The organism is Mycolicibacterium lutetiense, assembly GCF_017876775.1.
GTDB classification, from domain to species: Bacteria; Actinomycetota; Actinomycetes; order Mycobacteriales; family Mycobacteriaceae; genus Mycobacterium; species Mycobacterium lutetiense.
On record NZ_JAGIOP010000002.1, the window covers coordinates 103696 to 126645 of the forward strand.

At 66.5% G+C, this 22950-nt stretch carries 18 protein-coding genes and 3 pseudogenes; 9 read left to right on the plus strand and 12 right to left on the minus strand.

Going from position 1 to position 22950, the window contains the following annotated elements; translation table 11 throughout:
• Position 1: 1 nt before the first annotated feature.
• Complete coding sequence (locus tag JOF57_RS09660) at positions 2–1999, plus strand: serine/threonine-protein kinase (RefSeq protein WP_209916015.1); 1998 nt, start codon at positions 2–4, stop codon at positions 1997–1999.
• Between the two features lie 3 nt (positions 2000–2002).
• On the opposite strand, the gene JOF57_RS09665 is transcribed toward JOF57_RS09660, so the two are convergent.
• The 4 genes from JOF57_RS09665 to JOF57_RS09680 are packed head-to-tail and all read right to left on the minus strand — an operon-like array spanning position 2003 to position 6379.
• Positions 2003–2641, minus strand: coding sequence for a TetR/AcrR family transcriptional regulator (locus JOF57_RS09665; RefSeq protein ID WP_209916017.1), 639 nt, complete (start codon positions 2639–2641; stop codon positions 2003–2005).
• A gap of 43 nt (positions 2642–2684) precedes the next feature.
• A complete protein-coding gene (locus JOF57_RS09670; protein WP_209916019.1) occupies positions 2685–3326 on the minus strand; it encodes a VldE C-terminal domain-containing protein in 642 nt (213 codons plus the stop codon).
• Positions 3327–3386: 60 nt separating this feature from the next.
• Complete coding sequence (locus tag JOF57_RS09675) at positions 3387–4493, minus strand: ComEC/Rec2 family competence protein (protein ID WP_209916021.1); 1107 nt, start codon at positions 4491–4493, stop codon at positions 3387–3389.
• A gap of 8 nt (positions 4494–4501) precedes the next feature.
• Positions 4502–6379, minus strand: coding sequence for a CHAT domain-containing protein (locus JOF57_RS09680; RefSeq protein WP_209916023.1), 1878 nt, complete (start codon positions 6377–6379; stop codon positions 4502–4504).
• 433 nt (positions 6380–6812) lie between these two features.
• Between JOF57_RS09680 and JOF57_RS09685 the strand changes: the two genes are divergently transcribed.
• From JOF57_RS09685 to JOF57_RS09700, 4 genes and pseudogenes are all read left to right on the plus strand, one after another.
• Positions 6813–8138, plus strand: coding sequence for an acyltransferase family protein (locus JOF57_RS09685; RefSeq protein ID WP_209916025.1), 1326 nt, complete (start codon positions 6813–6815; stop codon positions 8136–8138).
• Between the two features lie 265 nt (positions 8139–8403).
• Positions 8404–9891 (plus strand): HNH endonuclease signature motif containing protein, encoded by a 1488-nt coding sequence (locus tag JOF57_RS09690; protein ID WP_209916027.1) that lies wholly within the window; start codon positions 8404–8406, stop codon positions 9889–9891.
• A gap of 112 nt (positions 9892–10003) precedes the next feature.
• Positions 10004–10765 (plus strand): annotated as a pseudogene (locus tag JOF57_RS09695) (hypothetical protein); the annotation flags it as partial.
• A complete protein-coding gene (locus JOF57_RS09700) occupies positions 10752–11462 on the plus strand; it encodes an SDR family NAD(P)-dependent oxidoreductase (protein ID WP_209916029.1) in 711 nt (236 codons plus the stop codon). The pseudogene JOF57_RS09695 and the gene JOF57_RS09700, both read left to right, overlap by 14 nt.
• Before the next feature lie 15 nt (positions 11463–11477).
• Here the strand turns inward: JOF57_RS09700 and aceA are convergent, their stop codons facing one another.
• Complete coding sequence (aceA, locus tag JOF57_RS09705; protein WP_209916030.1) at positions 11478–13760, minus strand: isocitrate lyase ICL2; 2283 nt, start codon at positions 13758–13760, stop codon at positions 11478–11480.
• Positions 13761–13977: 217 nt separating this feature from the next.
• Between aceA and JOF57_RS09710 the strand changes: the two genes are divergently transcribed.
• Both JOF57_RS09710 and JOF57_RS09715 read left to right on the plus strand, forming a co-directional pair.
• Complete coding sequence (locus tag JOF57_RS09710) at positions 13978–14133, plus strand: hypothetical protein (protein WP_209916032.1); 156 nt, start codon at positions 13978–13980, stop codon at positions 14131–14133.
• Positions 14133–14534 (plus strand): DUF4267 domain-containing protein, encoded by a 402-nt coding sequence (locus tag JOF57_RS09715; protein ID WP_209916034.1) that lies wholly within the window; start codon positions 14133–14135, stop codon positions 14532–14534. Before JOF57_RS09710 ends, JOF57_RS09715 begins: the two co-directional genes overlap by 1 nt.
• Here the strand turns inward: JOF57_RS09715 and JOF57_RS09720 are convergent.
• Both JOF57_RS09720 and JOF57_RS09725 read right to left on the minus strand, forming a co-directional pair.
• Positions 14531–15790 carry a spinster family MFS transporter gene (locus tag JOF57_RS09720; RefSeq protein ID WP_307869990.1) on the minus strand — a complete coding sequence of 420 codons (1260 nt, stop codon included), beginning with the start codon at positions 15788–15790 and terminating at the stop codon, positions 14531–14533. The genes JOF57_RS09715 and JOF57_RS09720 overlap by 4 nt on opposite strands.
• A complete protein-coding gene (locus JOF57_RS09725) occupies positions 15783–16637 on the minus strand; it encodes an SDR family oxidoreductase (RefSeq protein WP_209923213.1) in 855 nt (284 codons plus the stop codon). The genes JOF57_RS09720 and JOF57_RS09725 overlap by 8 nt, the downstream gene beginning before the upstream one ends.
• A 61-nt stretch (positions 16638–16698) precedes the next feature.
• On the opposite strand from JOF57_RS09725, the pseudogene JOF57_RS09730 reads away from it, so the two are divergent.
• A pseudogene (locus JOF57_RS09730) lies at positions 16699–17234 on the plus strand (SDR family NAD(P)-dependent oxidoreductase).
• Positions 17231–17555, plus strand: a pseudogene (locus JOF57_RS09735) (nuclear transport factor 2 family protein); the annotation flags it as partial. The pseudogenes JOF57_RS09730 and JOF57_RS09735, both read left to right, overlap by 4 nt.
• Positions 17556–17735: 180 nt before the next feature.
• Here the strand turns inward: JOF57_RS09735 and JOF57_RS09740 are convergent.
• The 5 genes from JOF57_RS09740 to JOF57_RS09760 all read right to left on the minus strand — a co-directional run bounded on the left by JOF57_RS09740 (position 17736) and on the right by JOF57_RS09760 (position 22942).
• Entirely contained in the window at positions 17736–18740 is a 1005-nt protein-coding gene (locus JOF57_RS09740; protein ID WP_163660912.1) for a hypothetical protein, read from the minus strand.
• Complete coding sequence (locus JOF57_RS09745; protein ID WP_163660914.1) at positions 18737–20068, minus strand: Dyp-type peroxidase; 1332 nt, start codon at positions 20066–20068, stop codon at positions 18737–18739. Before JOF57_RS09745 ends, JOF57_RS09740 begins: the two co-directional genes overlap by 4 nt.
• Before the next feature lie 6 nt (positions 20069–20074).
• A complete protein-coding gene (locus JOF57_RS09750) occupies positions 20075–20635 on the minus strand; it encodes a hypothetical protein (RefSeq protein WP_163660916.1) in 561 nt (186 codons plus the stop codon).
• Between the two features lie 199 nt (positions 20636–20834).
• Positions 20835–22352: an AMP-binding protein gene (locus JOF57_RS09755; RefSeq protein ID WP_163660917.1), complete on the minus strand. Its 1518-nt coding sequence runs from the start codon at positions 22350–22352 to the stop codon at positions 20835–20837.
• Complete coding sequence (locus JOF57_RS09760) at positions 22349–22942, minus strand: TetR/AcrR family transcriptional regulator (RefSeq protein WP_163660919.1); 594 nt, start codon at positions 22940–22942, stop codon at positions 22349–22351. The genes JOF57_RS09755 and JOF57_RS09760 overlap by 4 nt, the downstream gene beginning before the upstream one ends.
• Positions 22943–22950: the final 8 nt, after the last annotated feature.

The following is a 22950-nucleotide window of genomic DNA, read 5'->3' on the forward strand; positions in this document are numbered from 1 at the left end:
CATGGCAGGGGAAGAGGGCACGCGAGCCGTCCTGGTGACCGAATCGGCACCGGTCAAGACCGAGGGCGCAACCACCCGCCCGCGCCTGCGTACCGGGCGGCGGCGCGTCGGCGATGGCCTGGTCGAGATCCCGATTCGGGAGGACATCGAACCCGCCAGTGCCGTCCTCGCCAATCCTGTTGTCGCCGAGGCGAAACGGGAGTGTCCTGGGTGCGGTCGTCCGGTGGGGCGGGGGAGCGCAGGACGGCCCGCCCCGAGCGACGGGGTGTGTCCGCAGTGCGGCACCTTGTTCACGTTCTCGCCGCAGCTGGAGACCGGTGAGTTGGTGGCAGGTCAGTACGACGTTCAGGGCTGCATCGCGCACGGCGGTGTCGGCTGGATCTACCTCGCGATCGACCGCAATGTCAGCGATCGGTGGGTGGTGCTGAAAGGTCTGCTCCAACCCGGAGGGCGGCAGGCGCAGGAGATCGCTGTCGCCGAACGGCAATTCTTCGCGATGGTCAACCACCCCGGCATCGTCAAGATCTACAACTTCGTCGAACACCCGGGGTTTGACGGACACCCGGTTGGCTACATCGTGATGGAGTACATCGGCGGAACCACGCTGGAAGCCATCCTGGACAAGCAGCTCGCTTCGGGTGGAGCGGCCAGGCAGATGATGCCGGTGGAGGAGGCGCTCGGCTATCTGCTCGACGTCATGCCGTCGCTGTCCTATCTGCACTCACTCGGCCTGGTGTACAACGACCTCAAGCCGGACAACATCATGCTCACCGAGGACAACATCGAGTTGATCGACATGGGTGCGGTATCGGGCGTCGAGGAGTTCGGATACATCTACGGCACCAAAGGATTTCAGGCACCCGAGATCGTGCGGACCGGACCCACCGTCGCCACCGACGTCTACACGGTCGGCCGTACACTGGCCAAGCTGACCGTGGACCTGCCCAACGACCGCTACGCCGAGACGTTGCCCAACCGCGACGAGGTGCCGCTGTTCGAACAGTGTGAGTCCTTCTATCGACTGCTCGTCCGTGCCACCAACCCCCGCCCGGCGCAACGGTTCTCGTCGGTAGACGAGATGGCCGACCAGTGCCGGGGTGTGCTCCACGAAATCCTTGCCGAGCAGGCCGGTGCACCGAGCCCCCGGAAATCAACGCTGTTCAGCCCGCCGGTCTCCACCTTCGGTGCCGATCTGGCGTTGCGGTGCACCGACGTGTTCGTCGACGGCCGTCAGTGCACCGTTGCCCTGGGCGCCCGCGACGTCGCCGGTGCCCTGCCCGAACCGGTGCCGGTCGAGGACTCCGACGATGACTGGCGAATCGAGTGGGACGACGGGATCGCCGGTCTGCAGGCCGGTGACCTCGGGGCGGCCCTGACATGTTTCGAGCGCGTCGTCGCGCTGCTGCCCGGTGAAGCCGCACCCAAGTTGGCGGCGGCCGCGACGGCGGAACTATTGCTGGACACCGACGACGCGCCCGATGCGGAACGCTTCCGGGCCTTGGCCGAACGGTACTACCGCACGTTGTGGCACACCGACCACGCGATGGTGAGCGCAGCGTTCGGCCTGGCTCGTGTCCTCTTTCGTCGCGGCGATCGGGTGGGAGCGATCGAAGTGCTCGACCAGATCCCGGTGACCTCGCGCCATTACGGTGAGGCCCAACTGACGTCGGCGGTGCTGCTGCTCGAGGGGCGGTCCAGCACGGAGATCACCGAGGCAGACCTACGCGATGCCGCGCGGCGCGTGGGCGCCCTGCCCGAGACCGAGCCACGCGTTCTGCAGGTCCGCGCGCTCGTCCTCGGCATCGCCCTCGACTGGCACCGCTCCGGCGCGGGGATTGTCTCCGGCGAACCGCTCCTCGGCCATCGCTTCGACGAACGGGGATTACGCGTCGGTGTCGAGGAGGCGCTGCGGGAGCTCGCACGCCATTCGCCGCGGCAGCGTCACCGCTACCGCCTTGTCGACGTGGCGAATTCGATCCGGCCGTCGAGCTGGATGTGACGTCTAATCGTCCGACCGGGTGACACCGTGAACCACGGCGACACAGAGGGTGGCGCATTCGGCCGCGAGATCCTCGGGCGTTTCGGCGGAATCCTCAAGCCAGGCCTCGATGATCTGGTTCACCCCGCCGACCATGAACTGTGCGCCACGGCGCAATTCGGCCGGACTCGGCGCCGCTGACGGCAGCACATCCGGGGCGAGCTGCACGATCAGGCCGGTGATCATCTCCAAGATGTGCGTGCGGTGCTCGGTCAGCCCGGCGACGCTGCTGACATCTCCGGTGGCGATGCGGTGGATGTGCGGATCGGCCGCGATGGTCTCGAGAAATGCGGTGAGTGCCGACCGGAGTTTGTCGGTCAGGGTGCCCGGGTCGCCGATGCCGGCGTTCACCAGCGCCGTCAACAGTTGATCCCGCACGTCGTCGGAAATGGCGAACAACAAGGCGTCTCGGGTCTCGAACTGTTCGTAGAAGTACCGCGACGTCAGCCCGGCGGCGCTGCAGACGGCACGGACGGTCACCTCGGTGATCCCGGATTCGCCCCAGATCTGTCGCCCGGCAGCGAGCAGCTTGCTTCGTCGCTCGGTGCGGCGGTCGGCTGCGCTGATACCGCCGTAGCCACGCACCACCTGTACGCGCTTCATCGACAGCACCCTACCTGCCGCCCAGCTATTGCCCCTTCGGCTTCTAGCGGCTTATCGACCCCATGAAATAGGTCTCGTGCCCGGTGGGATATCCGCCACCGTCGGTGGCGATATGCACATGGTCGAAGTGATTGGCGGTCTCGTTGCCGTAGTCCGCGGTCCAGTGCGGTGCGCCGATCCCGGGATAGAGGCCCTGACGCCAGATCGCATGCAGCACGCCCCAACGTTCGGCGTTGGCCAGAGCGAAACCGGCGATCTGATTGCCGAGTTCGATGCCTTCCTTGGACTGATAATTCGGGATCATCACGTCGATCGCCAGACCATTGGGGTGCCACTTCAGCGCATCCTGGCGATATCCGCCGATCGTGGTGATCTCGGGGAACATCACGGCAATGGCACGGGCCACCCAGATCGTCTTGAGTTGTAGCCCGCCCTCGGCTGCCGGACCCTTCGGCAGGGAAAACTGGAAGTCGCGGGCCACGACGGGCGCGCTGGCCGCCACCAACTCGGCCTGAGCGGGGACCGGCGCCGGTTGCTGACTGCTGGGCGGCGGTGTTGCCGATGGGACCTCCGGACCCGACTTCGACTCGGTGTTCTGCACATACACCATGCCCCCAGCGAGGGCGACCGAGGCGGCAAGTGCCAGCAAGCGTCCTGCGCCGCCGGCCAACCGTCGTTTCCCCACGGCAGCAATCTACTGCGGTCGCCGCCGTGGCGGGTAATCTTTGCCATCCGCGTAGCGATGTCACGCCGTCGCCAGAACCCGCAGTCCCTCACGTCCGTTCGCCGGTAGGACGAACTTGGCGCCGACATCGGCGGCCCGCTCCTGCCACGGCACGGTGAACGCGCTGCGGTAGTTGCAGTAGAACGTGGGCGGCCGTGCCGAGCCGAGAATGATCCGAGCGATCGCGGCGTGATCCGGGTGCGCGAAGTTGTCCCCGTTGGTCGAGATCAGATACCGCTTGGCCGCGATCGCGTCGATCAACTCGGCGGTGACGTTGGCCCGGCTTCCATGGTGCGGAAGCTTCACCAGGTCCAGCCGAACCCGTTCTTCACCCACCGTCGTGGCGTATTTGTGCAACGACTGCACGAGTACATCGGAGTGGGCGTCGGCTCCCAACAAGGCGCGCCGGCCCTCATATTCGACGATGAACGCAATGCTCGATCCGTTGGCCTCCGAGTTGTCGGCGCTGGACGCCGTCGCCATCGTGCGCAGAATCTGGTCGGTGAGCGTGTCGGACAGCGGCGGGACTTCCCGGTGGCGTATCGGCGGCGTCCGCGCTTCCAGCGGGGTTCCCTCGCCGGGCACCAGACCTGCCGCGGTGACCACCGATCGCCACTCGCTCGCCATCTTCTTCAGCTTCTGCCCGGTGGGGGACAGCAGATGGACGGCGGCACCGCCGGGCAGTTCGATGACGGGAAGCTCCGTACCCGAGGCCGAAACCACCACCGGCCCACCGACCTTGTTACTGACGCGGTTGCGGAACGGCTCATTCCAGCGGAACGGGCCGTCGTTGATCCGCTGGGTGAGTCGCTCGCCGTCGACGGGCCCCAGCACGCTGCCGCCACGTTCACAGTGCACGAACCCGTTGAACCAGATGTCTCGGATACGGTGGCTCAGATCCGGATCGGCCAGGATCTGCAGGCTCCCACCGATGTGGTCCTCGTCGACATGGGTGATGACCATCGCCTCGTAGGTGTGGTCGGGCCGGGCCTTGAGGCGTTCGCGCACCGCATCCCAGGAACGTGCGGTGCCGCCGTCGATCAGGATCCGGTGCGTATCCGCCGTGGTGCCGTACTCGACGACGAGGGCGTCGCCGTGACCGCCGGGCAGCATTTCGATGGCCAGCATGACTTCTCCTAACCGACCAGCTTGAGGTCGATCTCACCGACGGCGACCAGTAGTAGACCGACCAGCAGTCCGTTCGCGACCAGGTCGCGTCGGGCCTCGGTCAACGCCGATCCCAATGTGAGCCCGCCGTCCGCCGCGCCGGTGAACAGTGCAGAAACGACCGCGATAGCGGCCTGGGAAGCGTGCTGGCCCTTGAACTTCGTCAGTGTGGCCACCACCGCTGCGGCGCCCATGAGAATGAATGTCGCGGGCAATGCTCCGAAGACGTCGCCGGATATCGCGGAGTCACACGCGAACAACAGCACGATCGGTGCGGGATTGGTGGGGGCTCCGAGCTCACGCTCGGAGATGTCCGGTTGGGACAGCGTCGAATGCCCGCCGATCTCGATCCGGAACTCGGACTGGGCCTGATCGGTGTGGCCCAGCACCACCAGTAGTTGCGGGTCGGTTTCCTTCACCGCGGTGCGCCACTTCGGCCACGTCGCCACCCGTGTGCAGTTGGCGGAACCCACCCGCTGGGTGAGCGCGGATTGCAGCAGTGTCGAGGGCAATTGATCTGCCGGACTGCCGATGTCGGCGCGATCGGCTGCAGCGTAGACGACGGGCCGCAGGGCCAGTTCGGTGAGTTTCGGGCGCGATTCGGTGGCGGGCGCCGGGCCGAAGCGCACCGTCCGGGCGATGACACGGTTCATGCCCCAGAACCCCCACGGGCACACTCGCCGCCTGGAGCGCCGCCTCGTACACGGATGATCGGCAGGCCGGCCCACGCAGTCGCAGAGAGCCGCTTTCTCAGTCGGAGCCGGGCCGTCGTAGGCGAGCTCCAGGGGCAGGATCGGGGCGTCGTAGCGCACCATGACCGAGATGGTGCGGGCATCCTCCAGGTCGAGTTCAGTGAGTTTCTTGGCAAACTGGCTGCCGCGCCGGGCCAGCAGGATCAGCAACCTCACCGCTTCCGGATCGGTGATCGATCCGGGAGCGGAGTCGGTGCCCAACACCTGCGACGCCACCTGCTCGAAGGCCTTCGACCAATTCTCCGCGCCGACAAGGGGAATGCCGTCGGCGTGGTCGGTACCCCGTAGAGACAGCGTGACGCCGTCGTCGTCGAGCGCGGCGTCCGCACCGGTGACCACGGTCGGTTCCGACGGAGAGCTCAAGCCGATCGGCCAGAACTGGACCTCGTCGTCCGGAAGCGCACTGCTGCGGACGACGGCGACGATCCGGCCGGCCCGGGTCGGTCGATTACGGTACAGGACAGTGATATTCAGCTGCAGAATCGTCCCGTCGTCGCCGGCCCGCACGGGGAATGTCGCCGTGGTGCTCGGGCGGGTGCGGTCCTGCGGCAACACCATGGGCCGGGTGGCGTGAAAGGTTCCGTCCTCGCTGGTGACATCGACGATCAGGTCGGCCGCTCCGTCCGGATCGAATTCGATGTCGTCTTCGTCGAAGTCGATGCCCCGCTGACCGCGGCGCGGGACGGCGATCCGCACCGCGAGCGTGTGGTCCTGTCCCGGCGTCAGGACCGCGCAGACCGCACCGTCGCGGAAGATCTCGGCGATCAACTGCCGGGGTGCCTCGGTATCGGTGTCCACAGCGGGCGGCTGCTCCTGGACTCCGAGTTCGGGTTGGTCGGGGGGCGCCACGTGGGCCACGTCGCCGCGGAGGCTTGCGTGGCCCTCGATGACATCCGGTGTGGAGGCGATTACCTGCAGACCCGTGAGGTGATCCGACTGCGCCAGCAGAATGGCCTCTTCGACGCTGGCCACCCGGACGTAGAGCACCGAGACGTCGTGAGCGTGTTCGACGGCCTTCCGCCACGCAGTATGGAGCTGGGGCGCTATTCGTGCCGCGAATTCCGGATCTGGCGCCACCCAGTACGGCGGTTCCATTGGCCCACCGGGGCCAGAATCTGCGCACATCTGGATCAGTTTTTCGAGCCTGTCCATCAGTTTATCGGCGTCCCGCTGTGGCGCCAAAGCGTCGTTTCCCATCAACAATCCGGCAGCGAACAATACGTCATCAGGTATTGCTTCACCCGAGGTCATCGCAGGAATCTCCTACTCGACTGGTCGATCAGGAACTGAACCGAGTATCCCTGGGTCGGGCGCATATGTCCGATATTTCGACGCGGTCCGAGATGCTGCGAAACAATCTACTTCCGCTTGCAAATAACATGACGAGCGTCATTGGAACAATGGAGTTGCAGAATGCAATGTCCATTTGTCGTACGCGAAACTCACCGGCCAGAATTTTGCCGACGATCGCCAGGGCACGTAGTAATACCCATCCGTGCAGTGCACCGATACCGGCAGACTGGGGGCCATGCCAATCGATGAGGTTGTTCCGACCTCGGACACCGTCGCCCGCGACACCAAACTCGACCGCGACCGCGCTGTTGACGTGGCGCGCCTGGGCGCCCTGCTCGTGGTCATGTTCGGGCACTGCGCCCTGCTGCTGGCCACCATCGACTCCGGCGGCGTGCGGGTCGGCAACATCCTCGGCGCCTTGCCCGCGCTGGCCCCGGTCACCTGGGTGCTGCAGGTGATGCCGCTGTTCTTCATGGCCGGTGGTGCCGCGGGCGCCTACAGCTGGCGCGACGGACGACCCTGGGGGGAATGGCTGCTTGCCCGCGCACAACGGCTGTGCCGGCCGGTGTTCTGGTACCTGGCCGTGTGGACGGTGGTCCTGCCGGTGGTCCACGCGACGATGGGAGCCTCGTCCGCGTCGGCACTCGGGCGCGAATGCGTTGCCCTGCTGTGGTTCCTGGGTGTCTACCTGGTGGCGCTCGCCTTTGTCCCGGCGCTGATGCGCCTGACCACCGGTCGGACGCTGGCCTGGGTGGTCGCCGGACTGCTCGCCGCGTCCGGGCTGGTGGATGCGATCCGGTTCGCAGTGGGAACACCCGAGGCGGGCACCGCCAACCTGATCATCGTCTGGCTGATCCCGGTCGTGATCGGCGTGGCCTACGCCCGTCACCTGATCTGTGCACGGAGAGCGCTGGCGATCGCCGTCGTCGCCTTCACCGCGCAGGTAATCCTCGCTCTCACCGGCATTTACGACGTATCCCTCGTCGTCACCGGAACCGAGCGGGTGTCCAACGTGTCGCCCCCGACGCTGCTGCTGGCACTGCAGTGCGTCTGGATGCCATGCCTGTTCATCGCCGCCGCGAACCCGATCCGCCGCTGGGCCGCCCGTCCGCGCGTCTGGTGCGTGGTGGCGACGGGCAACGGGGGAGCCATGACGCTGTACCTGTGGCACATCCCGGTGATCGCGATCGCCGCATTCAGTCTGCACGCTCTCGGCCTCGATGCCTTCGATCCGCACGCCCCGGGCTTCTGGGCCCACCTGGCCCTGCGCGCAGCGGTTTTCGCCGTTCTCATGGCGGTGGCTTTCCGGCTGCTGTCACCACTGGAACACCGCCCGCTTCCGTGGTGGGACAGCCGGGTTCAGATCAGCGGGGCACGCTCGGTAATGACCGGTGTCCTGCTGTGCGTCGCCGGTGCCACGTTGACGCTGATGGCCAAGAACGGGCTCGACGGCGTGCTGGGCTGGTCAGCGCTCGGTGGGTTCGTCATCGCTGTGGTAGCCGCGCGCGGGAGCGCAGGGCGGGCGGCGGAGGCCGGATTATCACAATGTCGTGCAACGTAATTCACTACCCCTGTGGCTGAATCATGCGTTGTGGATAACGCCTCCGCGTGTCAGGACATCGGTGACGGTTCGGGTGGTCTTGGTGGTGACACTTCTGCCTTCAGGCTCGGGCGGTGGCTGTCAATGAACCCATCGCGCACGTCATACGGTGAACACCTCCGGGACCATCCCACCAAATGTCACCCATGTCCTGATGCAGAACTGTCACCGATCTCTTGAGAGATAACACTCGCGCCCGTCGCCCGGTAGTGGCATAATCGAACACGTGTTCGAGAACGTGTCTGATGTGGAGCTGATCGACAAGGTCGGTGCTGCGGCGCGGGCGGAGTCGGTGGCGATTGCGGCACGGTTGGCGGCGATCGGCGGGTTGGACAGCCTGCGTGAACAGGAACTGGTCGACAGCATTTTGTGGCGGACCGATCCGTTTGAGGAGGTGGCGGCCGAAATCTCGGTGGCGATGCGGATCGGTCGGGGCCGGGCCGGCACCCAGATTCATCATGCCCGGGTGTTGCGGGACAAACTGCCGTTGGTGGCGGCCCGCTTCGCGGTCGGGGATGTCGATTATCGGGTGGTGTGTGCGCTGATCGCCCGCACCGGCACCGTGGATCGGGCGGTGTGGGCCGGGCTGGATGCCGAATTGGCGGCGCGGGCGCATAAGTGGATGCGGCTCTCAGAGCGGGCGTTGCGGGATCGGGTGGATCAGTGGATCGCCAAACTCGATCCGAACGGGGAGCGGGTCCCTCCGGATGTGGCTGAGGAGCGGTTCGTGCAGATCGAGCCGGGCAGCCCGGGTAAGGCTACGGTGTGGGCCAATGTGGATGCTGCTGACGGGGCGGCGTTGGATCAGCGTTTGGATGCGTTGGCGGACACGGTGTGTGAGCATGATCCGCGGAGCCGTGAGCAGCGTCGGGCTGATGCGGTGGGGCCGTTGGCCCGGCTGGAAGCTCAATTGGCCTGCCGGTGTGGTCGTGACGATTGCCTGGCCGCCCAGAAGCGTGCGGCTGCCGATGCGGCGGTGGTTCATGTGTTGGCCGGGCAGGCCACCGTGGAGGGCTCCTCCGATGATCCGGGGTATCTGCCCGGGTATGGGGTTCTGCCCGCCGAGTCGGTGCGGGATCTGGCCGCGACGGCCAAACTCAAGCCGCTGCCGGTGCCTGGTGGTCGCTCCGATACCAACGAACCCACCGAACCCGCCGGACCCGACCAGGCGGTCGAACCCGCCGAAGTTGGCGAGCCGCAGTACCGGCCCTCGGTGGCACTGTCGGAGTTCATCTGCTGGCGGGATCTGACGTGTCGGTTCCCGGGCTGTGATGCCCCGGTGGCACGTTGCGATATCGACCACACCGTGCCCTATCCACTGGGTCCGACGCATCCGTCGAACACCAAATTGTATTGCCGGGCACACCATTTGGTGAAAACGTTCTGTGCTGGCTGGTCGGATCGACAATTGCCCGATGGCACCGTCGAATTCACCGCACCTACCGGGCACACGTATGTCACCGAACCGCACGGCGCCGGCATGTTCCCGGCCCTGGGCCAACCCACCGGGGAGCTGAACCTGCCCGAACCCGAGGCGCCCAGCCCGAACCGGTCCGCGATGATGCCCAAACGTCAACGGGCCCGCGAACAAGACCGCCAAGACCGTATCGAGGCCGAACGGCGCTTCCGCGCCGAAATCAACAACGACCTCGAATTCGAACGCCAATACCAAGCCTGGCTCGCCGAAGAATACGGACCACCCCCACCATTCTGAGCCGAACGGCGTTGCGCCGACGGAGGACCCCCTTCATCGGATCATCCGTGCATCGGATTCCACGGCCGGGTGGCCGTCAACTCGGCGGTCCATGTGCCGGACCTCACCAGGGCCGTTCCAAACCTGGACGATGACGTATGCAGGCAAGGCCGTTGAGACGTCGTCGGCCGATCTGGTCGCCGGCACCTCCGATGGTCCCCTGGTAGACGTGGCGTTCCACGTCGAGGCGAAAATGGCTGTGCCGCCATGGATCCAGGGCTCGTTGCAGAAGGCGGCAGGGGACCGGATCAAGAATTCCGTAGAAGGCGATCTCATGGGTGGTGCCCGCTATGAGCAATTGTTCCGGGCGCGCGGATCGGTGACGATCAACGGCGACAGCCAGGACTTCACCGGCAGCGGTCTGCGGATCCGCCGGCAGGGGGTACGCAAGCTGGGCAGTTTCTGGGGCCATGCCTGGCAATCGGCGGTTTTCCCCAGCGGCAAGGCATTCGGCTACATCGCCTACCCGCCGCGCGACGACGGCCGGCCCACCTTCAACGAGGGCTACCTCTTCACCGGTGACGGTGAGCTGACTCCCGCACGTGCGGTGCAGGCGCCGTGGCTGACGAAACTACAAGCAGTGGGTGAGGACGTATCGGTAGTGCTGGAAACAGCTGACGGCCAGGTGCACATCGAGGGGGAGACGGTGTTCTCGACCCATGACATCCACCACAACGACAACACGTTCTCGGTGCGCGAGATGAAGAAGGAGAACCCGAATTTCCCTGCCCTGCAACAGGCCGGCGTGCGCTACCGGTGGGACGGCGAGGAGACCTTCGGCATGCTCGAACGCTCGAATCCGATCGAGAAGATCGACCTCGATGCACGGGCTTGAGGGCAAGACGTTCATCATTGCCGGGGGAGCGACCGGCATCGGCGCCGGCACTGCCGAACGGTTGGCTGCCGAGGGCGCGTCGGTGGTCGTGGGTGACGTCAACATGCAGGGTGCCAAGGCCACTGTCGAGACAATCACGGCCACCGGCGGTGCTGCGATCGCCGAATTCGGTGCGGTCCACGGACTGGACAACGTCGGTGCCGACCTGTCGGCGCACAACCTCGGGCGTGACACTACGATCCTGGACACGCCGTTGGAGGTGTGGCACCGGACCATCGACGTCAACTTGCTCGGCTTCGTGCGCACCATCCGGGCGGCGCTGCCGCATCTGCTCGAGCACGGTGGCGGCAGCATCGTCAACACCTCATCGGGCGGCTCACTCGGAACCGACCCCATGCACGTCGCTTACAACGCCTCCAAGGCCGCAGTCAATCAGCTGACCCGCCACGTGGCGAACAACTACGGAGCCAGGGGGATTCGCAGCAATGCCGTGATGCCGGGACTGGTCATGGGGGAAACCCAGGAACGCCAGAACGATCAGCAGATGCAGCAGATGTTCCTGAGGGCGGCCAAGGTGACGCGGCTCGGTAGGCCCGCGGACCTGGCCGCCGTCACCGCGTTCCTGCTGTCCGACGACGCCGAATGGATCAATGGCCAGACCTGGTATATCGGCGGCGCATCGCACATGCGCCAGTGAGGCAGCGCGAAAACCTCAGTCCTCCTTGCGGATCAACCGTCCCAGCGCTTCACGATCGGGCGCCAGCAGTTCATCGATGCGGGCCTGGTTCACATCGGCCACGATGATCTCGCCGACCTCCTGGTACACATCGCTGAAGATGCCGTGCGCCTTCATCTTCTCGGTCTGATAGACGTTGTCCTCGGTCGGCGTCACGTAATAGACGATCTCCGGCTTGAACCGGTGGATGAGCCATACATGTATCAGATCCATCAGGCGCTTCTTGCGCAGCTTCTCGGCGAAGGTGTTCTGGTCCCGCACCGTCAGAATGTTTCGGCCATGCCGGTCCTTGATGGGGTCGACGACAACGTTGGCCAGCGGCTCGTCACCGCTGCCGTAGATACCGAGGTCGAGCACGTCCGATCCGGCGCGGCGCGGCCGCAGCTGCACCCGCAGGTTCTCGCCGATCTTGTAGTGATCGCCCCACATCGCCAGCCACTCCTCGAGCAGCTTCTTGGGCACCTCGGTCTGGACCAGATGCTGATGCTGCGTGGAGCCGGCGCCCATCGACTTGGTGGTGGCGGTGCGGCCGGACGACGCCGCCAGCGCCGCATCGCTGCGCGGGCCGCCCACCAGGGTCTGCGGTGTTCGATAGGGAGATTCGACGAGTCGCATCTTGCGTTGCAGACGGGCCAACGCCAGCATGCCTTCCTGCTGGAGCGAGGTGGCGAACTCCTCGCACGCCACGCCGTCGACCTGGTGGCCGCCGTAGGTGATGAAGTTGAAGACGAACCCCATCTTGCCGAGTTCCTCCGGGAACGCCCGCATCTCGTCATCGGTCATCCCGGTGGTGTCCCAGTTGAACGACGGTGACAGGTTGTAGGCGAGCATCTGGTCGGGGTACTCGGCGTGGATCGCGTCGGCGAACTGCTTGGCGTCGGCCAGGTCGGCGGTCTTGGTCTCCATCCACAGGATGTCGGCGAAAGGCGTGGCCGCCAGCGACTTCGCGATCGCGTACGGAATGCCACCGCGAACCTGGTAGTAGCCCTCGGGGGTCTTCACCCGCTCGCAGTCCCAGGCCACGTCGGCGCCGATCTCCTGCGCCTTCTGCTGCGCCGTGTACAGCGATGCTCGCGCGGCGAAGGCACGCCAGTCGGTGGCGCTCATCGCGACCGGTTCTCCCTCGCGTTGCCGGTATTCCAGCAGTTCGGCGACCGCCTCGCCGTAGGTGTTGAGGCCGGCGTCGGCCTGCCAGGCCTCGACGAACGCCGACTCGACCTCGTCGAACAGGGCATCCACCGAGGCGCCGGCCCGGTGGCCCTTCGCGGCGTCGTCGATCGTGTTCGTGATGCCCTGGCGATCCAGCCAGGCCTCGGCGGTCGCGTACTCGCCGTCGGGTAGCGCATACAGCAGGTGGCCGTTGAGTTCGGTGACGCCTTGGTCGTAGAACCGACGCACCATCGCCAGGAAACACGATTTGTAGGTCGGTACCGAGAGGTTCGTCGCCCCCAACAGGAACGGCTGGTCGCGCTCATCGGCGCGGCTGTCGATCAGGTTGGCCGCCTCGGCGTCGGTGCGGGCGACGATGATGCCGGGCACCCGCATGATGTCCAGCTGGAACCGGGCGGTGTTGAGCCGCTTGATCTGCTCGTCGGACGGCACCAGCACCTTGCCACCCTGGTGCCCGCATTTCTTCGTGCCGGGACGCTGATCCTCGATGTGGTAGCCCGGCACCCCGGATTCGACGAAGCGACGGATCAGGTTGCGCACGTGCGGATCGCCGCCGTGTCCGGTGTCGGCGTCGGCGATGATGAACGGGCGGTAATCGACCGCCGGGGTGGCTGCGCGCTGTTCGGGCGTCATCCGCAGTCGCAGATACTGCTGATTGCGGTCGGCGGTCAGCAGCGCCCGCACCAGCCCGGCCGCCTCGTCGGGCACCTGGCTCAGCGGGTAGCTCGCCAGGTCGGGCCCGGGATCCTCACTGATCGAGCCTTTCGCCGAGGTGGCCCAGCCGCCGAGGTAGATCCCCCTGATTCCCATCCGTTTCATCACCACGGCCTGACCTGGCGAATACGGCCCGAAGGTGGTGATGCTCAGCTTCTGCGCGAACAGGTCACGAAGGTAGAGGAAGAAGTCGGTGGCGGCCTCGCGCGCCACCGGATAATCCGACGGGATGGTGCCGCGCTGCTCAGCGACCTGCCGCGCCGTGTATAGCCGGGTGATGCCCTCGAACCGAGAGCTGTCGATGTAGACCTGCGTGGCTTCGACATCCTTCTCGAACGACGAGTTGGTCTGTGCGTTGGCGTCGGTGGTGGCCATGTCTGCGCTCCTGAACTCGGGTACTGGTGATTATCGCGGGATGCGGGCCGTGACGGACCCAGTTGGCGCAAATCGGCAAACTCCTCCGGGTCGCGGCTGTCGCACGTTGCGGTGGACAATTTCCAAAGACGGCCGATGTCAGGGTGTTTCGCGAGCGGGATGGTCGAGTTGGATCGATGTCGCCGTGAGCTACCCGCCGGCGGCCTAGGATCGGCAGATGTCGAAGTTCACCAGGAAAGTGAAGTCGATCTTCAGCAGGCGCCGGCCGGTGACACCGCAGGATGCCGCCGAGATCAACGACTGGGTCAGCGAGGGCGGTGCGTTGCACCCCGACGGTCCGCCAGACATCATCGATCCGAAGAAGAAGCGCTGATGGCGGACGCAGTCGCGCTGGCCGCCGGCGCCATCCGCTTCGCGTCGGGCGTCTCGTTTCTCGTCGACCCGTTGCGGGCCAACCGACTGTGGGGCGCACGGAACGAACCCGACACGACGGCACAGCTGCTGTTGCGGTCGATGGGATATCGCGATGCGCTGATCGGCGGGCTGCTGCTGGCGGCGGGATTACGAGGCAAGGACACCCGCGGCTGGTTCCTGGCCTCCGGCGGTGCCGACGCCGCCGACCTGCTCGGCGGCGTCGCGGTCCACGACCAGATGCCGCGGTCGCAGCAGGTCATCGGCCTCGGGGGAGCCGTGGTCGGCATCGGGGTCGGTCTGTGGGGTGCCACCCGCCGGCGGGAGCGTGCCACCGACCGGCAGTCGATCAGCCCGGTCTAGGTAGCCGTCTCGATGATGTCGGCGCGGTACCAACGTGCAGCGATGAGGTAGCAGCCCATCGCCATCAGCTGCAGCGCCGGCACCAGGATCAGCAGGGCCCGCCCCAACGCCTGCGCGCCGAGATCGGCAGTTAGCGCGTCACTGATCAGGCCGGTGACGAACGGGCCGACGGACCCCAGGGTGGCGTTGAAGAACAGGAAGATCGCCGACGCGGTGGCCCGTTGCCCCGGCAGGACCAGACGGTGGATGGCCGCGATCGACGGGGCCAGGTACGCCGTGCCGATGATGTAGCTGAGCGCCAGGAACCACACGCATGCCAGGCGGCTTTCGACGGTGAACGCCAAGACCGAGGCCGGCAACAGCAGGGCCGTCGTCGCCACCACGATCCAGAGCAGCCAGCGGGCATCGCGCACCGCCAATCGATCGGCCAGGCGACCCACGATCAGCAGCCCGAGCACCCCTCCCAGGCCGGTGGCCAGGCCGTACTCCCACCCGACCTCGCTGAGCGACATGGACCGCGTCCGCATCAGGAATGCCGGGGAGAAGGTGGTCAGCGAGTAACCGGCCGCCGAGACCAGCGCGGTCCCGCCGATGACGGCCAGGAAGCTGCGTTTACGCAGCAGAGCCCACCACTTGACCGTGACGTCCTGATCCCGGTGTACCGCAACCGGCAGCGATTGGCGGGTCCCGACGATCAACAGCACCAACGGGGCGAACACCACGCTGAACGCACCCATCACTACGAAAGCCATTCGCCAGCCCAGGTTTTCGGCCAGCAACCCGCCGCCGATGAGGCTGGTGGCGCTGGCCAGCGGGATCGCGAAGGTGATGACTGCCAGCGGCGCCGCGCGACGTTCCGGGGCGAAGTTGCGGGCCACGTAGGCATGGGCGGCCGGGGTACTGCCCGCCTCGCCCACCGCGACGCCCACCCGGGTGAGCGCGAGCTGAAAACCGGATTGCACGGCACCGCCGAGCATGGTCATGCTGCCCCATAGCGTCAGACAGGCGGCGATCACCGCGCCGAACGCCCCGCGGTCGGCGACCCGGGCCGCCGCGACGCCGAGTACCGCGTACACGATCAGAAAGCCGAAGCCGTTGATCACCCCGATCGCGGTGTCCGACAGGGCAAGGTCGTGTTTGATCGGCTCGGCCAGGACCGAGGGCAGGAACCGGTCGACGTAGTTGAGGGTGCCGGCCAGAGTCAGCAGCGCGACCGCGGCCCATGCGCGTCGTGGTGGGTGGCCGGCCTCAATCACGCCGAATGCCGCGGCTGAATCGCCACAGGTACCGCGGCAGCCGGCGTAGCGGAACGGCCTTCGGCCACTCCTGGGGACGGAAGAAGGCGTCGGAGCCACCGTCGACGAAAATCACACTGCCACAAAGGAAGTCGGCCGAGTCCGACAGCATGAAACACATCCAGTCGGCGAGGTGGCCGGCGTCGCCGTACCCGCCGACCGGTACCGGGAACTTCCGAACGGCGGCACCCTCGCGTGGATCGGCGAGTTGGGCCTGTAGGAGTGGAGTCAGGATGGCGCCCGGGGCCAACGCGTTCAGTCGGATACCGGCACCGGCCCAGGCGGCAGTGACCGCATTGGTCCGTAGCCAGCGGCTAACCGCAATCTTGGAAGCCGCATACATGAGGGCCGACCCGTTCCGGCCCAACAGGCGCAGCGAGCGGACCGCCCGGTCGGTGTCGCGCGCCAACAATGCCCGAATGGTGCGGCGGGGAACGATCGGTACCGTCGTCGTCGAATTGCTGGAGATCACCACGACTTTGGCGCGGTCGGCCTTGGCCAGGGCGGGCCGCCAGGCATCGAGGAGTTCGACCACTCCGAGAAAGTTGACCTCGGCGATCAATCGGTTGCGGTCGGCACCCGGGCCGGGGCCGAGGCCGGCAGCCAGCACAGCTCCGTCGAGCACTCCACCGCACGCGGCCAGCACGCCGTCGGCGGCTGCCCGGCGGCCCTGCGGGGTGGACAGATCGGCGACGACCTGGCCTTCTTTGAGGTCAACACCGATCACGGTGTGTCCGAGATCCTGGAGTCGTTGGGTGACCTGCAATCCCATGCCGGATGCGGACCCGGTGACCGCGTAGGTGCCGATGATCGTCTCCTTTGCCGCCCGATACCGGGCTGGTGTGGCGGCCAAAGATAGCATCCGAGGGATGACCGACCTTGCCAGATACGGGCCGTGGGCCGTGATCGCCGGCGGCTCCGAAGGTGTGGGCGCGGAGTTCGCCCGCCTGCTCGCCGAGGACGGGTTCAACCTGGTCTTGCTGGCGCGCAAGGCCGGCCCGCTGGAAGCCACCGCGCAACGGCCGGGAGCTGGGCGTGCAGGTGCGCACGCTGCCGGTGGACTTGGTGGACAGTTCGTCGACCTCAACGTGACCCGGATGATGGAGTTGTCCAGCACTTCGGCAGGCCGATGGCCGCGCGCGGCCGGGGCGGCATCCTGCTGGTGGGGTCGCTGGCGGGTTATGCGGGATCGATGCGCCACAACGTCGACGTGCTGGAGCTGGTGCTCGGGGTGACCCGCACGCCGGCGATGCAGCGCGCCGGCCTGAACTTCGACGCCCCGGGCATGCTGATCAACGATCCCGCCGAGGTTGCCCGCGAAGGACTGGACCACCTTGGTCGGGCCCAGGTGATGCTCACGTCCGACGCTGCCATCCGCGACCTGATCAACAGGCGAGCGCAGTGACGACGTCCGAGGTGGCAGCACCGGAGGCGCGGCTGCGCCGCCTGGAGGACGAACGCGACATCGCCCGGTTAGTGGCGTCCTACGGCCCGCATGTGGACGCCGCCGACGCCGACGGCACTGCCGCGCGGTGGGCGACCGACGGCCAGTTACGAGGTCGAGGGCTGGACGATAGCCGGCCGCGCAGATGTCCACGCGATGGTCAGCTCGACATCTCACTGTGCCCTGGTGGCCTCGGGCTGCAGCCACTTCCTCGGGCCCGCTGTGGTGACGGTTGACACCGACACCGCGGTGGCGGTGTGTGAGTCGCTGGTGCTGGTGCGCCGATTCCGGTGATCCGGGAGTCGGTGCCGACCATCGCGCAGGCACCCGGCGGCCCACCGGCAGCCGAGCCGCACCTTGCGGCAGATCCGGCGCCCGGCCCGGCGGCAGTGCCACTGCCCGCACCTGCGCCTGCAGCCTGTGTTTCCTCGGCGCGATGCCGTAGCAGGGAGCCCGCCCGAATTACGGCATGGTCGCCACGTTGTTCCAGAAATGCCTGAGACTGTCGGTACCGCCGAACAACGTTGTGAAATTGGTGGAATCGACCAGGACGATATCGCCGGCCCGACCACCCGCCGGGGGCATCCAGATCAGCGCGTTGAACTCGGTGTTGCCCGCCTCGGTGAACGGATGCGGCCGGGTCGGGTCGACGCGCTGGCGCCCCAGCACCCGCAGTGCGCTGCTTTCCGGTGCGGTCAGTTGGTAGTGCGGCAGGTGCGGGTGGAAATTGAAGGTGGGGACATCGGCGAGCAAACCGGGGGAGTCCAGATCGCGCAGTGCCGTCAACGGGGCGATCTCGGTGGTGCCCTCCACCACCGCCGGACGTAGCCCCCAGACGTTGTGCACCGGGACGTCGAGCGCCGACATCAGCGAGCGGGTGTACTGCCCGAACCGCTGCTGCCGTGGCACCAGCGGATCGCCGTGATGCAGATACTCGACCTGGCGTCGGGCGTAATCGTCGGTGTCGCCGACATCGTGATGCGGCGCCAGCAGTAGACAGGTGCCCTCGCGCCGCAGCCAGCGACGGATCGCCTCGATCTCGGCGGCATTGGCCTCCTGTTCGGACAAGATGTGGTCGAGGCCGAACACCATCAGGGTGTCGCAGTCGTCGAGAATCCGCTCGTCGATCGGTAGCCGGTAGCCGGCCTGGTCGATCCGCTGGAACACGGCCACCGGGTGCCCGGTCGCTTCGCCGGCCAAGTCCTGGAAGGCCAGCGTCGACCGGTGGAACAACTCCAGCGTTCCGGCGATGCCCTGCAGAAAAGCGGCTCCGTCGTATTCGGGTGTCTCGTATGCCGGCCACAGCACGTTGCGGACCTCGGTCATCGTGGAGAACCGGTTCTCCATGGCGGCCGGACTGCGCTGGGCTTCCCACGGGTAGCTCCACGTCCAGTAGATGCTGATCCGGCGGCATCCGTCGTGGCGGCGGGGAACGTGTGTCTGGTTGTAGGTGCGGGCACCGGTCAAGAGACGGCCTTTCCGTCTCCGGCGGCCAGGTACCGCAATGCCGACATACCCGGTAGTAAGAAGTAGGCGCCACCCCGAAGCGTGGTGAATGCCGGAATTCCCTTGTGTACCTTACGTATCGGCCGTTTGGGTACGGTGAAGTCCAGCGTGCCGTCCTGGGTGCCGCAAATCGGGTCGTGCTCGTTGTCCAGTTCGTGGAACGTCTTGTCGTTGATCCAGACGTTCTGCGCGAACTCGAACTGGCGCACCAGATCGGCGCAGATGATGAACGCCGCGATACCACGCTCGGCACCGTCGTCGGGTGCGCCGTCGGGCAGGGCCGGGCCGTAGGTGGCGCCGCGCCGGATCATCCGGCGGCGGTTCATGTAGTGCGCGGTGTCCCGTGGGTTGAGTCGGCGCGCATGTGACCCCAGCGGGCAGGCGTAGCCGAAGGGATCCATCTCTTTGTAGTTGAAATCGTTGTTGCGCATGGGATCTGCACCCAGCTCGGGATCGTCGTGCTCGGGTGCCAGCACCAGGGGAGCGCCGCTGCGCCACCGCCCCATGAACTTCGCCGCCAGCAGTTCCCCGGCTTCGGGTGAATCCGACCGTTCACGGATGTAATCCCGGAACAGCGTGACGTGCTCCTCGAGCCGGCGGTAGGCCATATAGCTGCCGTTGCGGGACAACACCTCCGGCTTGGGCAGATTGGCGACCGGTCCGTCTTCATCGGGATAGCCGAGGATGAACTCACCGGGCTCCAGCGGATCACCCGAACCCGGGGTCGGCTCCTCCCCGGACCCCTTCATCACCGGTTGGGACAACCGGTCGCGAAATCCGAAGTGATCGTGGGCGTAGTTGAACGGTGGGCTCGCGTTCAGGTCCAGATAGGACAGGCTGCGTACCCCGTCGGTTCTGTCCAGCAGCTTGTCGTGCTCATCGATGGAACGACGGCACTGCTCGTCGGTGCGGGAGAACAGGATTGCGATGGCATGCAGGTCCTCGCCGGCCAGGCCGCCCAGCCAGTGTTCGGGTGCGGCCGCGCCGGTGTCACCCAGGATCGAGGCACGCTCCGCCATGCCCTGCCGGAACGCATCCGGGAAGCTGGCCAGCGCCTCCTCGTCGACGCCGAGTGCCCGCAATCCGGTCCAGGTGAAGGCCAACGTGACCCAACGGTCGGATTCGTCCATGGTCGCCACCGCGTCCGCGGCCGAGGACACCTTGTCCAGCAGCGCGGCGAGCCAGGCCCGGCCACCCTCGGGGGTGTCGAACGTCAGGAACTCGTAGCGCCCGGTCAGCGCCGGGGTGCGGGTAAGCAGGATGTGCTGGATCTCGTCGAACTCGAGCACGGTCGGCTACTGCATCTGGTCGAGCATGTCCGAGAAGGCCGCCTTGAGTCGCAGGGCCTTCTTGATCTCATCGGCGGTGACGTACGGATACTCGCCGTATTCCAGGAAGCTCGGAACCTGGTGCGCCCGGACGAACTCGATGAACGCCTGTGGGTTCTCCTTCCAATCCTCGGGAAACCCCTCCAGATGGGTGAACACCGTGGTGATGCCGGTGCTACTGAACAATTGCACCGCATCCTCGGTGTACTTGTCGAAATCGGTGTCGAAGATGCCCTGGTATTGGAAATGTAGACCCGACCCGACATCAAAAAGTACCCAACGCAAATAATGCAGTCGCAGTGGCGCGAGTACGTCCGGACTGCCGGCGATCGCCGCCTCGATTTGCTTGCCGTATTCGCGCACTACCTCTTCCCGCCCCTCCTTCACCTTCGCGATGATGGAGAAGCCGTGGCAGGCAGGTGTCCTCGGGTAGACGGGCCCATACCTGCCTTGTTCGAGTTCGAAATAGCCCTCCGGCGGAATGGCCAGCGCGGCGGGCTTGGTCCAGTCGGGTTTGTTCGCAGTCACTTTGGCACCCCCAGGTGTAGTCAGGTAGGACGGAACGCTAGCACCCTCATTAAGTCGGGGACGGGGATTGCATTGACGGCTTGTCTGAATTTGTCGGGGCATCTGAGGGAAAACTCGGAAAACGCGCGTACCGGGCGTATCGTTCGCTGGGTCGGGGCCATTTGAGGGGTTGGCCGCGGCCATCTCCTGGCCCGATCCACTACGCGTTCTCGGTGCCGCTCAGAACGGCAGCGCGGGCGAAGGCACGAACCCGGTCCTTGGCGACCTTGCCGTTGCCGGTCAGCGGCAGCGACTCGGTGAACAACACCACCCGTGGCCGTTTGAAACCGGCGATGATCCCGCGGGCGTGGCCGATCAACTCGTCGGCGGTCGGTTGACGCCCCGGCACCGGGACGACCACCGCACACACCGCCTCGCCCCAGTAGTCATCGGGGACCGCGACCACCGCCACCTGGTCGACCCCGGGGTGGCCGGACAGAGCGTCCTCGACCTCGCGGGAGGACACGTTCTCACCGCCGGTGACGATGATGTCCTTCAGCCGGTCGACCACGAACAGCCGACCATCGGCGTCGGTGCGGCCCATATCGCCGGTGTGCAGCCAGCCATCCTCGGTGCCGGCACCGTCCGGCCAGTATCCGGGAGTCACCTGTGCGCCGCGCACCAGAATTTCGCCGACCTTACCCACCTGACCGGTCGGCACCAGCCCGCCGTCCGGGTCGGCGATGCCGATCTCGACCGCGCGGTGTGGATGGCCGGCGCTGGTGAGCAATTCGGGCCGTCCCGCGGCGCCGGCCCGGTGGTCGTCGGGACCGAGAAACGTGATGTTCCCACCGGTTTCGGTCATCCCGTAGCCCTGGTGGAAGTCGACTCCGAGCACCTCGATCGCGCGGCGCAGCAGATCCAGCGGCATCGCGGCAGAGCCGTAGGCGACCGTGTTGAGGGTGGGCAGGTCGGTCGCGGTGCGTTCCAGATAGCCCAGCAGCGCGTGCAGCATCGTCGGCGCCAGCGAGCACGAAGTGACCCTGTGCGCGCGAACCAGTTGTGCGAAACTCTCGGGGCGAAATTGTGCGCACAGCACGACCGTGGCGGCGACCGCGTGCTGAACCAGCATATTGTAACCGGCGATATGGCACATCGGGAACGGCAACAGGTACACGCCGGCCGGCTGCACCGAGCGACCCTCCACCGAGCCCCACACCGCGGTGAGGATCGAATGATGGCTGTGTAAAACAGCTTTCGGAACACCAGTGGATCCGCTGGTGAACAGTAGCCAGGCCGGATCGTCCGGACCGGCGTCATCGGCGAAGGGGAGATCGCTTGCGGGTGCGGCTTGCCACTCTGCGGATCCGAACGCGACCGCCGGCGCCGCGGTGCCGGTAAGAGCCGAGAGATACCGGTCATCACCGAGCAAAAGGGTGGGCCTGGCGGTGGCCAACTGCGCCACCTGCTCGGCCGGGCTGAGACGCTGATTCATCAACGTGAGCACGCGCCCGCTGCGCGGCACACCGTAGTACAGCTGGGCGTAGGCGGCGCTGTTGTCGGCGACCACCGCCACCCGGTCACCCGGGGCGGTCCGGGCGGCCACCCAGCCTGCGACACCGCGGACCTGGCGGTCGAACTCGGCGAAGGTCGCGGTGGTCCCATCGTCGCCCACCACGGCCTGGCGTCGCGGTGTGCCGGCGGCGGCCACCGAAATCAGCTCGTGGAGAAGACTCATTCCGGATCACCCGGCGGCAGTTCGAACCGGTCAAGGTAGCGGCGCACGAAATCCTGGGCCTGGCCGTGCCCGCGGCTGATCCCCAGTCCCTGTTCGAGCACCAGGATGCGGGCCAGACTCGCCACGATCATCGACATCACCACGGGCGGAAACTCGTCCGTGTCGACCCCGTGGGCCTGTAACGCCGAGGCCATCGCGGTCTCCTCCAGAGCGCGGAACCGGTCGGCGTAGCCGGCGATCTCGGTGCGGATGGCCTTGCGGTGGTTGGCCAGAGCCGTGAACTCCATCCACAATGCTGCACCCTGTGTGCTGTTGAGCTCCCACAGCGCGTGCAGCGGGCCGTCCTCGGCGAAGGCCTCCTGCTGTGTGCTCAGGTTGCTCTCGGCTCCGGCCTGCAGCACCGCCACGAACAGGTCGTCCATGCTGGGGAAGTAGTAGTGCACGAGTGCCGGTTTCACCCCGGCATGCGCGGCCACCCGTCGTGATGTCGCGGCGGCATAACCTTCCTCGAGCATGACCTGGGCGGTCGCCCGGATCAGGGCGCGCCGGGTGGTCGACTCACGTCCGGCGGGGGCCTTGTGCGTACTCATCGCATCCT

What these genes read in the sequence shown, in the direction of transcription:
- JOF57_RS09660 (WP_209916015.1), top strand. Translation starts at nt 2, where the DNA reads ATGGCAGGGGAAGAGGGCACGCGAGCCGTCCTGGTGACCGAATCGGCA.
- JOF57_RS09665 (WP_209916017.1), bottom strand. Translation starts at nt 2,641, where the DNA reads ATGAAGCGCGTACAGGTGGTGCGTGGCTACGGCGGTATCAGCGCAGCC.
- JOF57_RS09675 (WP_209916021.1), bottom strand. Translation starts at nt 4,493, where the DNA reads ATGCTGGCCATCGAAATGCTGCCCGGCGGTCACGGCGACGCCCTCGTC.
- JOF57_RS09680 (WP_209916023.1), bottom strand. Translation starts at nt 6,379, where the DNA reads ATGGAACCGCCGTACTGGGTGGCGCCAGATCCGGAATTCGCGGCACGA.
- JOF57_RS09685 (WP_209916025.1), top strand. Translation starts at nt 6,813, where the DNA reads ATGCCAATCGATGAGGTTGTTCCGACCTCGGACACCGTCGCCCGCGAC.
- JOF57_RS09700 (WP_209916029.1), top strand. Translation starts at nt 10,752, where the DNA reads ATGCACGGGCTTGAGGGCAAGACGTTCATCATTGCCGGGGGAGCGACC.
- aceA (WP_209916030.1), bottom strand. Translation starts at nt 13,760, where the DNA reads ATGGCCACCACCGACGCCAACGCACAGACCAACTCGTCGTTCGAGAAG.
- JOF57_RS09710 (WP_209916032.1), top strand. Translation starts at nt 13,978, where the DNA reads ATGTCGAAGTTCACCAGGAAAGTGAAGTCGATCTTCAGCAGGCGCCGG.
- JOF57_RS09715 (WP_209916034.1), top strand. Translation starts at nt 14,133, where the DNA reads ATGGCGGACGCAGTCGCGCTGGCCGCCGGCGCCATCCGCTTCGCGTCG.
- JOF57_RS09755 (WP_163660917.1), bottom strand. Translation starts at nt 22,352, where the DNA reads ATGAGTCTTCTCCACGAGCTGATTTCGGTGGCCGCCGCCGGCACACCG.
- JOF57_RS09760 (WP_163660919.1), bottom strand. Translation starts at nt 22,942, where the DNA reads ATGAGTACGCACAAGGCCCCCGCCGGACGTGAGTCGACCACCCGGCGC.